General features: G+C 38.8%; 8 protein-coding genes and 1 tRNA gene. 2 read left to right on the top strand and 7 right to left on the bottom strand.

What is annotated here, in order from left to right; all coding sequences use genetic code 11:
* The first annotated feature begins 39 nt into the window (after positions 1–39).
* Complete coding sequence (locus BUA53_RS10535) at positions 40–1,368, top strand: alpha-L-fucosidase (RefSeq protein WP_072835338.1); 1,329 nt, start codon at positions 40–42, stop codon at positions 1,366–1,368.
* 121 nt (positions 1,369–1,489) lie between these two features.
* On the opposite strand, the gene BUA53_RS10530 is transcribed toward BUA53_RS10535, so the two are convergent.
* The 6 genes from BUA53_RS10530 to BUA53_RS10505 all read right to left on the bottom strand — a co-directional run bounded on the left by BUA53_RS10530 (position 1,490) and on the right by BUA53_RS10505 (position 10,650).
* Positions 1,490–3,502 (bottom strand): glucosidase family protein, encoded by a 2,013-nt coding sequence (locus BUA53_RS10530; protein ID WP_217652977.1) that lies wholly within the window; start codon positions 3,500–3,502, stop codon positions 1,490–1,492.
* Positions 3,503–3,965: 463 nt separating this feature from the next.
* Complete coding sequence (locus tag BUA53_RS10525; RefSeq protein ID WP_072835337.1) at positions 3,966–7,811, bottom strand: TIM-barrel domain-containing protein; 3,846 nt, start codon at positions 7,809–7,811, stop codon at positions 3,966–3,968.
* Positions 7,812–8,560: 749 nt separating this feature from the next.
* A tRNA-Lys gene (locus BUA53_RS10520) sits at positions 8,561–8,633 on the bottom strand.
* Positions 8,634–8,702: 69 nt separating this feature from the next.
* Positions 8,703–9,638, bottom strand: coding sequence for a phosphate acyltransferase PlsX (plsX, locus tag BUA53_RS10515; protein WP_072835453.1), 936 nt, complete (start codon positions 9,636–9,638; stop codon positions 8,703–8,705).
* A 71-nt stretch (positions 9,639–9,709) separates the two neighbouring features.
* Positions 9,710–9,904, bottom strand: a complete 195-nt coding sequence (gene rpmF / locus BUA53_RS10510; RefSeq protein ID WP_072835336.1) for a 50S ribosomal protein L32 — start codon at positions 9,902–9,904, stop codon at positions 9,710–9,712.
* Positions 9,905–10,080: 176 nt separating this feature from the next.
* Positions 10,081–10,650, bottom strand: a complete 570-nt coding sequence (locus BUA53_RS10505) for a YceD family protein (RefSeq protein ID WP_072835335.1) — start codon at positions 10,648–10,650, stop codon at positions 10,081–10,083.
* Between the two features lie 125 nt (positions 10,651–10,775).
* Here BUA53_RS10505 and BUA53_RS10500 point away from each other — a divergent pair, with 125 nt between their 5' ends.
* Entirely contained in the window at positions 10,776–11,867 is a 1,092-nt protein-coding gene (locus BUA53_RS10500) for a DUF3810 domain-containing protein (protein ID WP_072835334.1), read from the top strand.
* A gap of 393 nt (positions 11,868–12,260) precedes the next feature.
* Here the strand turns inward: BUA53_RS10500 and dcd are convergent, their stop codons facing one another.
* Positions 12,261–12,797: a dCTP deaminase gene (gene dcd / locus BUA53_RS10495; protein WP_072835333.1), complete on the bottom strand. Its 537-nt coding sequence runs from the start codon at positions 12,795–12,797 to the stop codon at positions 12,261–12,263.
* Between the last annotated feature and the right edge of the window lie 56 nt (positions 12,798–12,853).

The following is a 12,853-nucleotide window of genomic DNA, read 5'->3' as shown; positions in this document are numbered from 1 at the left end:
GTTTTACCTGTTAATTAATATTCTTTAAAAAATTCAATTATGAAGAGGTTTTTTTTACCTTTTATAACCTTATTGGTATCTGGTGCTGCATATTCACAATCAAAAATCAGCCAGGATTCAATATCCAATAAAATGCAATGGTTCTCGGATGCAAAGCTAGGTATCTTCATTCACTGGGGCATTTATTCGGTAAACGGTATTGATGAAAGTTGGAGCTTTTATAACAAAAAGATTAGTCATGAGGATTACATGAAACAATTAAATGGATTTACTGCCAGTAAATATGACCCTAAAGCATGGGCTTCTCTTATTAAAACTTCGGGTGCCCGCTATGCTGTAATTACAACAAAGCATCATGACGGTGTAGCCTTGTGGCCTACAAAGCAAGATCATTATAGCATTTCTAAAAATTCTCCTGTGAAAAAGGACGTCCTTACCTCTTTTTATAACGCCCTTGATAAGGAGGGAATTAAACGTGGCGCTTACTTTTCTCTTATTGACTGGAGTCACCCCGATTATCCTGGGTTCCTGAATGACAGTAACCGCTACAAAATTGCTGATGACCCCGATCGCTGGCAAAGATTCAGGAATTTCTTTCAATCACAAATCAAGGAGATCAATACTGCATTTACGCCTGCACTTTGGTGGTTTGATGGCGATTGGGAGCATACTGCAAATGAATGGGAAAGCGAGAAAGTACGGAATGAAATATTGCACCAAAACCCTACTGCTATTATAAATGGCAGGTTGCAAGAATATGGGGATTATGAAACCCCGGAACAAAACTTTCCTGTCAGTCGTCCTAAATACAAATGGTGGGAATTATGTATGACCATTAACAACAGCTGGGGCTACCAACCAAAGGATACTTCATGGAAAACCCCATTTGAGATCATAACCATTTTTGCCGATGTGGTAAGCAATGGAGGAAATCTTTTATTAGACATCGGACCCAGGGAAGATGGCACTATCCCCCAACAAGAGATTACTGTTTTGAAAGAATTAGGCAAGTGGAACAAAAAACATGAAGAAGCAATTTTTGGCTCACTTCCCGGATTGCCCCAAGGCCATTTTTATGGTCCTACCACAATATCAAAAGATTCAAACTCCTTATATCTCTTTTTGCCCGGTGGAACTACCGGAGACGTAATGATAAAAGGTTTATCCAATACTATTAAGCGCATCCATGTTTTGGGGACCAATTATACTTTGCCGTATAAAATAGTAGGCAAAATCTCATGGAGCCCGGTACCTGGACTTGTATTTATCAAGATCCCGGAGAAGTTCAAAGACCCATATATGACAATATTGAAATTAGAACTTGATGGACCTCTTAAATTATACAGGGGCCAGGGAGGCTTGAATTGAAATAAGGAGCCTAGCACTAATTTCCACTCTTACAAATAAAACCCAGGTTCTCGCTTTTGAGGGCTAGAAGCGTAGTTTGATATTTGAATGAGCATTATTAAACTATTATCTTAAGTTCATTTTATAATCGCACATCTATCTCATCCCCATTATGAATAGTTTTATCAACAACAGTCTTCCCGCCATTGGTTACTGAGATATGAAGGCCTGTATCAACCTTTCTTACCATAATATCGATATCACTTTTAAAAGCATAAATATGACGCAGGCTTATGCTATTCCATGAAGAGGGAAGCCTGGGTAACAATTTAAAACTATGCAATCCTGTAGGCCTGATACCGAATAATCCTTCTGTAAATATGCGGCAATACAAACCGCTTTCTGCTGACAGATGCCGTTGGTTTCCTTCAGGGTAAGCTTCCACAGGATAAGGCACGTGATCACCGAGTAACCTGCGCTCAGAATAGGAATGCAAAAAGTTCAATGCTTTATCAGTTGCGCCAGCCGACAATACCCCTCTTAATGCATAAAGAGTGGATCTATCCCAAAATGTTCTTTCACCCGCAATACTTGCCAATCCATCTGCGGTCCATAGACGAGGCGAGAATAATGCATCAATAGTACCTGCTGCACGGTCATAAATACCCATAGTTAATGGAATGCATATCCATGCACGTAAGGTATCATTTCCTTTATAGTATTTGTAAGTTTTAAATCCGTCAATAGTTCCCCCAAAATATTTTTCTATGGCAACTTTTATTTTTTCTGCCTGCTTCTTGTAATCCGAGGCCTGCCTGTTTCCTTCCCCCAGGATTTTAGCGAGATAAGCGGAAGAATTTAATGCGTCATAATAAAGAGAAGAAGTGCATAGGTTAGCATCACCTGAAGGCAGGCGACCTTCCAATTCGTCGGAATTTGAGGTTACTACCCCTTCGTTGTTCAATTTCCTGCGGCAGTATTCCAGGCACCATTGAATTAGTGGCCACAACTTTTTAGCTTGCACTATATCACCCGATGCTAAGGCGTAACGAGCTGCACCATATGCAATCATAGCCGCATCACCCCGATCTCCGGCGCCATCCCAAATGTCCGTGCCTTCTGCAATAATAGAGCTCGGGATTGGCTTATAATCCTTATTCATAAACCTTGCGAAATGCAGGTAGGCGTTTAAGGATGCCTCGTTTCCATAAGCATAACCCAGGTAAGGAAAGAATGGACCTATATATTCTGCCTGGTCATTGGCCCAGATAGCTGCATAATAAGCTTCTCCTCCGGGACCATGCAAGGGGCCTCCTTTGGTGGCGTAGATACTTTCTGCTCCTCTTATTTTGGCGAATGCGAATTCCCTGTTTAATACAGTATCAGGTGTTTCCAAAACTAACTTGCTCCACAATTCATGTATAAAATTGAGTCTTTTTACTCTTTCATCTTCAGCTTGAATTTGCAATACAGGGTTGTTTTTAGAAGTACCCGTATAAGATACCGAGAAGCTGAGAGAATCATTATTCTTTAATGGATGGCTGCCATTATTGGATACCTGCATATGTAAGGCATAACTTCCTTCAGTTCCTTTTGAAGAATCGGTTATAAAGGTTTCATGCAGATTTGGTATTTCCACTATACAATCTTTCCCTGAAGTATTTTTAAGGGTATACAATTCACAATAACCCGGCAGCTCAGTGGAAGGGAAAAACTGTCTTTGCAATTCCATTTTTTCGGATGTTACACTTTTTATTATTAGTGTGCCGTTAAGCGTGATGGAATTTACTTTTTCATGTTCTACAGGTTTATAATTAATGGTTATAAGGTCAAATCCATCTTGTTTGAAACGTCGGGTAAGACTGGCATGTGTATTATTGGGAATAGTGCGAAGCATTGGCCATACCAGGCTACGTGTAGCGTAAAACGAACTGTCGGCATTAACACCATAACGCAATACACAGGCAATGCGTTTGCCACTCATTTCAATATGGTCGGCATGGGGGAGTTGTTTATGAATGTTCCAGGTGATGGATTCATCTGCATTGATCTCCCATCTCTGATTTTCCTGTGCTACTGCAGGTAGGGAAAAAACCATTAACAATGATAATATCGTAAGCAGGTTCTTATTGTACAAAGTCAGTAAACGGATCATCAGCATTATAATTGTAAATTTCCATAGGTCCAGGCAAATATGGTGGGACCAGATGTATAAAATTAATTGGTTTTATAACTGAACCTATTATTAATTCCAGCATATTTAACCTCGTTTCTTTGCAGGTTTTTATTACATGACACAATGTTCTTGGTGCTTTACAGAATTCCTTCTTAGCGAATATCTATTTATGTCTTTATAATTACTATAACTGGAATGAATACTGTTTTTTAAAAATACTGTAATAACATGAAAATTAAAGTATAATCAGATTTGAGTCAAAAAGGAAACTTTCATTTTCTAAATCTACAGTCAGATAATTCATTTGTGTTAATGCGGACCTCACGTTTTATTAACCACTATTTGTTGAATCATTCAAATTGGCATTGTGAAACCCTTAATAGAATTCATACAGCAAATAATTATTATAAATATTCTATCTATTGGTAAAAATTTGAGCTAGTTAAAATTTCAATGTATTCAGATGTGTATCTACCAGGATGCCCTGAATTGGTTTTAGATCATAGTTAATTTTATGCTTTGCTATCATTTTTATTAGAAATAAGTCCATAGATCCCTGCAATGTTTCCCCCTCGCCTATATTTACAAAGGTGGGATATAGTACTTTTTCTCCGTTAGAATGGAGACGGTCGTTGGTCATATTTTCCATTGTGGCTAAATTGATGGGTGTAATTCCTACAAAGTCAAAATCCTTATTGTTGTAAGGCAAGGCAAAACTCAGTGCATTTACAGACCTCAAATCACTGCCTTTAATTCTCAATTCCACAATTTCATTTTTCTCATAAGTTCTTTTATTCGGAATAATCATCAAACTTCCAGTTAGGCTATCTAATTTATTTGAATTAGCTCCCCCTTCAAGGCGAGTGGCTACGGTTGAAATATCGTAGGCATCAATCAAGTTGTTTTTGTTCTCATCTCCTTTGCTAATATATCCTTCAAAATCGCTATCACCCTTTCGCAAACCTGTATAATTTCTATAGGAGATAAGATCATTATTGTCAATTCTATTATCATTATTAATATCTCCAATAAGGTGACTTTCTGATCCTGGTACCTTAAATACATAGATTTCACGACCGGAACCATAATCGCCTACTCCTTCTGTAATGGCTATTTTTATATACCGTGCTAAGGGGTGTGACTGGAATTTAAATTCTTTTACGTCGCCATTCCCTATCCATTTAAATGAGTCAGCTTCGTTCCAATTGATTTTATCCAGGCTATAAGATACCTTGCCTTTCATAATTATTCCATTTCCCCTGTTGCGAGGCAAGTATTGAATTTTGTCTACCTGATTTATAGACATTAGATCCAACACCAAATTAAAGGGTACTGCTTTTTCTCCCCATTTACTATGCCACATTGAGCTTTCATCAAAATCGAATAAGTTGGACAATTCAGTTCCTTCCTCGGCGGGCGTTGTGGAGTATGCCATTATGCCCTTAATAGCAAATTCCAAAGGATTCACTTGTGTCCTGGCTGAAAATGAAGTCCAGGGTGAGGTCGCAACTTTATTAACGGAACGTAATTTAAAAGTATAGTTTGTCTCGGGTAATAAATCCTCAAATGCGAGGCTGGTATCTTTAATGTGTGTGTATCTCTGTCCGTCGAAATCAATTTCATAATAATCTGCATTAGAAACCTTATTCCAGGATGGTTTTAAGGTATATGCTTTTCTGTAAGCATCAGTAACATGTGCATTTAACGGTGTAATAAGCGGGCCTGATGATGTTCGGGAATGGTCGGTAGGCTCAAAAATAAATCCATTCACTATTAGCTTAATTTTATTTATTGTGATATCCGTTGCAGCAATTTTTACAAGTAGCTGAGGGTTCCTGGAAATGATCAGTTTTTCAAATTCAGTTCCTTTAGTAGCAAAGCTGTTTAGATTTGGAGCAGGGTCGTAGAAATACACATTAGTTTGCCTTATAAAGCTCTGTTTTGATACTGCCTTTCTTAATTTAATTTTTTGGTTCCCCACACTGGCCATTACTGAGCGGGAGGGCTGAGTAACATTTATTCGAAACTCCGTAGTTTTATTTTTCACAAAGCCAGCGAAGTTTCCTTTAGAAGGATGAATAGTAATAGTGACCATATTACCTTGCTGGGAAGATTCTATGAGAGTTGAAATGCTATTGCCTTTTTTGTTCGATTCAGTAACTCCGTCATCATCGTATTCATTAAAGTAGGATTTGCCTGCTGGAAAAATTTCATAAATTCGTAGGCTTTTATCTATTTCTGTTACATTGTTATTAGGATTAGCCAAAGGGATGATAGCCCCATTCTTTATAAATAAGGGAAGTTTCCAAATTGGTGTTTTGAAATTATTGAGGATGCAGTCTCCGCTGTACATATTTCCTGTGAAATAATCGATCCATTGACCTTTTGGCAAGTAGATGCCATTCCGTATATCATTACCCAATGTGTCAGCATTAGTAGATTTATAAACCGGAGCTACTAAAAATGAGGGTCCATACATGTATTGATATTGCGTATGAGTACCGAATGTGTATTTGCCTGGATATTCAATGAACATGGCACGCATCATTGGCAAACCAGTGATTGATTCTTTGGCAATGCTGTATGTATATGGAATGAGCTCAGATTTTAATTTCAGATAGGTACGATTAATAGATGTAGCTGGTTCTCCCAAGGCGAAGGGATATTTTTCATTGGAACCCCATCCGTCCATATTGAGTTCCATAGGAGTGAAGGTTTTCCACTGGAAATCCCTGGTATTTATTATTGCATTCTTCCCTCCAAATATTCCATCCATATCTGAGGTAATATTGGGTTGGCCAGATAATCCTGAGCCTAAATATGTAGGAATATGAAATCGTATATATTCCCACATGCCGCCTGTCTGATCGCCTGTCCATACGCCTGCATAGCGTTGTGTACCTGCCCAACCATCTAAAGTAATTATGAAGGGACGGGCATTATCACCATACTGAGGGATAATCTTTGAGACTTCAGCAACTGCATTCAAGCCAAAAGAATACCCCTGGCCAACCCAGGCTACGTCTGTTTTCAAGACTCGTACTCCAGCCACACCCACTTCCTTTACAATATCTCTTTGCAGTAATGCGGGTATGCTGTCTTTAGGATGGAGATCAGATTGTGTCCACAATCCGATATATACTCCGTGTCGCCTGGCATATTCACTAAAGGATTTTAGATTCAGAATATTGCTATCCAACGTATTTGTTTGTCCATAACCTGCACCATAACCGTCATTGGGAAGTATCCAACCTAAGGGAAAATCATTTGATTTATACCGGTCAATTACAGCACGCGCAGAAAACTGGTAATTTTTATTTTCACCATTTAGGGACTCTTTAGTTCCCCCATTGTCTTTCTGACTCTCTTTATATCTTTTTGAATCTTCAAAAAGAATGGCACTTGAATCCGCTTTCCAAAAATCCCTATTATAGGCATTTAAATGTCCTTCATAAAAAGCAAATTTTGGCAGTAATACCGGGTGCCCTGTTAGTTGGTAAAAATCGTTTAGAATGGTTTCGGGGCTTTTGTCCACCATAAAAAATACATCCAGGTAATTGGTCTCATGTGAAAGGGAAACTACACCTGGTTCCTTATTTCCGAAATCGTATTTGCCTTTTTTAAAAGTGTACCACAATATACCGTAACCATTTGTAGACCAGAAAAATGGGGTAGGAGATGCCACACCACCATCAGTCCAGCTATTCTGGTTTTCAATTGCAATTGTTTTTCCTTTATGGGAGAATCTGCCATTTTGGACGCCACCGCCATAGAAATATTCCTGAGCGTTTTCTTTCAAGTGCAGTGACACTTTTTTCTTGTCAAATGACACTGGTGCCAGGGTCTCTACAATGATCTTTAATTCCTTATTTAATATTCTTATACCTGTTGATGATTTATCCAATTCAATATCTATTTTTCCAGTGCTGATATTGAATTTGTTATTAGAACTTGTTACCTGTAATTTTTGAACAGGTTTTCGTGGGTTGTCAACCAGAATGTTTGCAGCTGGTTGTGATTCAGGATCCCGGAGAAGACCTCCGGTTTTATCATAGAACCATCGAAAGATGTTGTCACCATAAAAATCAAACAACATGTGTTGTTTATTGGAGAGTTGCACATCCACCGTGGTTGTATTTACTTTTCTTACGCTTATTATTGTTACGGTGTCCTGCTTTGCTTTATTAATTTCTGTATGTGGCTGTTGTGCAGTTGCTTTAAAAGAGCATGTTGCCAGATATATAATTGTGAAATAGAAAGATATTAAATATTGAAATCTCTTTTTCATCAGCAATTTGAAATTAAAGTGAGAATGATTAGTCAACGAAAGTTAACCTACGATCCGGCATGTATACCATACAAACGATTGCGCAAATATTGCTATTGACAAAGGTTTTCTGATCTTTTATTTTTTCTATTTGCTTTCTTACTAAATTTTGCATGTTTGAAGATAAAGAAGCGTTGTATTCAAAATGAGGTTTTTGAGAACCTGTAGTCTTTGTATATGCCACATCTAACTTAGGTTTTCAATTCTGAATCTACATCAATACTGACATCCAGGCGAGACAAAGTTCCTTGAGTTTGAAGATCTTTTTAAAGGAAAAGGAATCGTAACCAATATGTACCACTGGATTTATTGCAACACAAATGTCATTTTACGGGACTTTAGAGGATAAATAAGATGTAGCCAAATAATGTAAAATGCCTGAATAGTTTTAGTAATTCAGAGCACAGATTTATAAAGATTGTTTTTTAAATGCTGGTTTTGAATATGAGCGTAGATCTTATTCTGCAATAATGATCACGTCTCTGGCCCCAAGTTCTCTATGGCATTGGGGTTTTGCTTTCATAATGGCCTGGTGATTATTAATGTCTGTGACTTCATTACCCGGTAAGGGAATTTATAGTGTTTCGGTGCTAACCGAATTGCCAACCTGCAGAGTGGAACATTTTGATCAACTTTTTACTACTAAAAGCAAAAAAGCCGCTTAAAATTTTCATTCTAAGCGACTTTTTGCAAGTTTGATCTGTTGTTTGTGATCCCGCTGGGACTCGAACCCAGGGCCCATACATTAAAAGTGTATTGCTCTACCAACTGAGCTACGAGATCATTTCGTAATTGGGAGTGCAAAAATAAGGGCGTTCACTATTGCTGCCAAAAAATCTTCCTTTTAATTTTTTAATTTATTAACTCTGTATGCAATTTTTCCATCACATCTTTCTCTATCATCTTCTGCGCAACTACAATCATATTTTTAAATGCCTTGCCTTTGCTGATCCCATGACCAATGATCACAGGTTTTGATATACCCAACACAGGTGTACCACCATAATTCTCAAAGTTGAAACGGTCGAAATATTCATGATGAATTTCCTTACGTCCTGTTATCTCAAATAAACTTTCAGCCAATTTCAAAATGATATTACCAGAGAAACCATCACACACTATAATATCAGCTTTATCTATTAATACATCCCGACCTTCTACATTACCAATGAAATTGATGTGCTTGTTTTCCTTCAGCAGGGGGTAGGTGGCCTGTGCCAGCAAATTACCTTTCCCTTCTTCTTCTCCAATATTCAACAGGGCTACACGTGGATTGTCAATGCCCAATATCTGTTGTGCATATACAGTTCCCATTACCGCAAACTGGTTTAACTGCTCAGGTTTACAATCAGAATTCAGACCTACATCAAGCAAAAGCCCGGTGCTGCCATTTTCTTTAGGAATGATAGTAGAAATAGTAGGTCTTAAAACGCCTTCTATAGGTTTCAGGGAATATAAAGAGCCAACCAGCATGGCACCAGTATTACCGGCGCTGATAAAAGCATCCATTTTGCCGGAAGCCAGCAAATGAAATCCTACGGCTATTGATGACTGTTGTTTTTCTTTTAATGCCCTGGTAGGATGTTCGTGCATACCAATCACCTGTGGTGCATGCACCACTGTATATCTTTCACCGGGAATATTATATTCAGACAGCAGGGGAGTGATCTTGTCTTCGTCGCCTATCAAAACCAGGTGTGCATTGCCTTCCTCTACATAGTGTTGAATACCCTTAATTGCTTCAAGGGGGGCAAAATCGCCACCCATCATGTCAATTCCTATCTTCATTCGTATCCAAAAATAAAAAATCCATGCTCCCGCCAATCAGCGGAAGATGGATTCTGTAAAAAAGATTTCGATTACTTCTTAATCGGGGAAGTTTCTGCAACTACTTGTCCTTTGTAGTACAATTTACCTTCACTTACATGTGCGCGGTGACGAACATGTGTTTCGCCGGTAGCCTTGTCGGTAGTAAGTGTAGCTGCTACAGCCTTATAATGTGTTCTACGCTTGGCACTTCTCTGCTGCGAATGTCTGCGTTTGGGATTTGGCATAACTAATAATTAAAAGCGTTCAATAATTTTTTTGTTACCAGCTTTTGGTTCTTTCCTCACCGTTCCTTGTGTCACTCACTTGTACTGCAACAAGTTTATTCAGCCATTTGCTCCTTCGTTTCCTTCAGAGCTAATACTCTTCTTTTGTTCTGCTTCACCCTGCAGTTTTGGCCAGGTCAACTCTCGTTTCCTGCTCCTTCACCTGCTGGTGGCGATTTAAATTTTTCTAATCCTTTCCATAAAGGATTTTCCTTGGGTGCTTCTTTGGGTTTTAATCCATTCAGCAATTCCCTTGCTGCTGCATTGCAATAAGGACCGTCCATATTCTCATATTCGCAGGTCTTTTGCATGGGTATGCTAAGGTTGATGAATTCATATATCCAGTCTTTTACATATAGGTGGCTTTCACCACGGGAAATGTAATAAACATCCGGATCTTCTTCCTGGTCATTCATCAAATCAGGTTCTTCCACCATCTTCACTGTAACAGTAAACTCATCAAACAACTGAAGCGGTAGCTCGTTGTTACAACGGTCGCATGTCACATCAGCCTTACCGCCAATTTCAAAGCGTAGTATCAAAAAGCTGTTATTCTTTTCCAGCCTTAATTTTACATTGGCTTGCACTTGTTGGAAATCCTGAACCCCATAATCTTCAAAGAACCTGTCTGAAATCTCATAACTGAATTCGTGAATACCTGGTTTCAAACCCACAAAAGCAATCTCATATTCCCTCCTGTTACTCATGATCCAGATTTTAAGACCTCTCCAGGGCAATTGCCCGGGATTTATTTCAGGGTCGCAAAGGTAAAGGAAATAGGCTGAAAAGCAGTATTTTGCTTAAAGATTTTAACGAATCTGCCTATAAAAACATGTTGAAAAGTCTACTGAGGGACAGAAAGTTACTAATACTTCTCTTTATTGCTATTGTTATCAAGCTATTTTCTGTGAAGGAAGCATTGGTGGAACAATACTATACTTATGGTTTTTATCCCTTGTTCTCACGATTATTAAGATCCCTATTTGGATGGATCCCGGTTAGTATAGGGGATATTTTCTACCTGGCAGCATTCATATGGCTGGTGTGGAAAACATGGAAGTTGATTAGTTTGCTGGCAAAAAAACAACTCCAGGAATACCTTTCCCGGGTGCTTTTTAAAAAATATATCAGGCTTGTTTTATGGATCTATATCGTGTTTAATGTGTTTTGGGGATTGAATTACAACAGGCAGGGTATAGAACACCAGTTAGGTTTAAAGGTTGAAAATTATACTGCAAATGATGTTTACGAGCTGGCATTGTCCCTCCAGGTAAAACTGAATGGTTATGCCATGGGTGTTGACTCTTTGAAAAGACTTCATCTTGATGACAATTCCTTTTTGTTCAGGGAAGGCGTGGCAGTTTATGACAAGATCAAAGAACAATATCCCTATTTAAGTTACCAGTCTGCTTCTATAAAAGGTTCCCTGTATTCGCATGTAGGCCAGTATTTTGGATTTACTGGCTACTACAATCCCTTTTCCGGTGAAGCACAGGTGAAGACCACTGTGCCGGCATTTATTAAACCATTTATTCTTTGTCATGAGATAGCCCACCAGTTGGGGTATGCCAAAGAAAATGAAGCAAATATGGTGGCATTTCTGGCTGGCAGAGAGTCAAACAACCTGGAATTCAGGTATTCAGCCTATTATGATGCTTATACCTATGCCATAAGAGAGTTGGTTCGGTTTGATACCACCCGATTTAAAGAACTCCGCCTGTCTGTTCATCCCCAATTCAAAAAGGATTATAAAACCTACCTGGAATATATTTATAACAGCCGCAATGTAGTTGAGCCTTTTATGTCAGACTTTTACGACAGCTACCTTAAGATGAACAACCAGCCAAAAGGAAAAGCTACTTATAACGAAGTGGTAGCCTGGTTAATAGCTTATATGAAGAAATATGGCGCCCAGGCCCTTTGATTTCCTTCAATTAACTTAATATCCTGTTTCAATACCTGCCGGTTGGCCTGGTAATCATTCAATAAGCATTTCTATTAATTTCTGTTTTCCAGCTATCGGTTTCACCCTTATCTTCTTCCTATCAACTTCCCATCAACTGTATAGCTCCGGTATAGATACTGCGTGGTGATCACGCAGTATCTATACTGCAGGTAGGGCTTTCCCTTGCCTTAGATAGGGAGAAGGATGGGAATATTGAATGTCGAACAAGGAATGTCGAATGATGAAGGAGAGAACCATGAATAACAGGAATTAAGAGGATTATTGAGGAAGTTGAAGTGAACCCTCTCTTATCAACTTTTCAACCTGTTAACCAGCCAACTTTGTGATTTTTTACTATGTCTATTGTCTAACTCAAAACTTATTCTTCCACATCATGCTTTCCACCGGTGTTTTAGGCTGGCCGCTGTATTTGGCATTAGCTTTCTGGTTGTAGCTAACCAATATTTCACCGTCAACAGGGAAATAGATCAATTGGCCTACTGGCATACCACGATATACCTTTACTGGTTGTTTTACAGATATCTCCAGCGTCCAGTGTCCGCAAAAGCCCACATCGCCTTTGCCTGCAGTGGCGTGGATATCGATGCCAAGGCGGCCGGTTGATGATTTGCCTTCAAGAAATGGTACATGGGCGTGTGTCTCTGTATATTCCTCTGTTACTCCCAGGTAAAAAATATGAGGATATAAAACAAATCCTTCTTCAGGTATTTCAAAATGCTCGATCTCATTGTGCTTTTTAGCATCCAGTATGTGTTCCCTATACGTGGCCAGGTATGGGCCAAGGTGCACATCATAGCTATTGCTTCCAAGGCATTCCCGGCGGTAAGGGTCCAGCTTGATGGTTCCTTTTTCTATCTCTTCAAGAATGCGCGAATCTGAAAGGATCATGAATATTTTGACTTTTGACTAGTTATATTTGAATTTTGACTGAGGCAAAATACTTG

The organism is Flavisolibacter ginsengisoli DSM 18119, from assembly GCF_900129295.1.
In the GTDB taxonomy this organism is placed as follows: Bacteria; Bacteroidota; Bacteroidia; order Chitinophagales; family Chitinophagaceae; genus Flavisolibacter; species Flavisolibacter ginsengisoli.
Note: the sequence above shows the minus strand (reverse complement) of the source record. Positions and strands in the feature narration are given on the sequence as shown.

Excerpts from the sequence above, each read along its gene's own strand:
- BUA53_RS10500 (WP_072835334.1), top strand. The coding sequence starts at position 10,776 with ATGTTGAAAAGTCTACTGAGGGACAGAAAGTTACTAATACTTCTCTTT.
- rpmF (WP_072835336.1), bottom strand. The coding sequence starts at position 9,904 with ATGCCAAATCCCAAACGCAGACATTCGCAGCAGAGAAGTGCCAAGCGT.
- BUA53_RS10535 (WP_072835338.1), top strand. The coding sequence starts at position 40 with ATGAAGAGGTTTTTTTTACCTTTTATAACCTTATTGGTATCTGGTGCT.
- dcd (WP_072835333.1), bottom strand. The coding sequence starts at position 12,797 with ATGATCCTTTCAGATTCGCGCATTCTTGAAGAGATAGAAAAAGGAACC.
- plsX (WP_072835453.1), bottom strand. The coding sequence starts at position 9,638 with ATGAAGATAGGAATTGACATGATGGGTGGCGATTTTGCCCCCCTTGAA.
- BUA53_RS10505 (WP_072835335.1), bottom strand. The coding sequence starts at position 10,650 with ATGAGTAACAGGAGGGAATATGAGATTGCTTTTGTGGGTTTGAAACCA.
- BUA53_RS10525 (WP_072835337.1), bottom strand. The coding sequence starts at position 7,811 with ATGAAAAAGAGATTTCAATATTTAATATCTTTCTATTTCACAATTATA.
- BUA53_RS10530 (WP_217652977.1), bottom strand. The coding sequence starts at position 3,502 with ATGATCCGTTTACTGACTTTGTACAATAAGAACCTGCTTACGATATTA.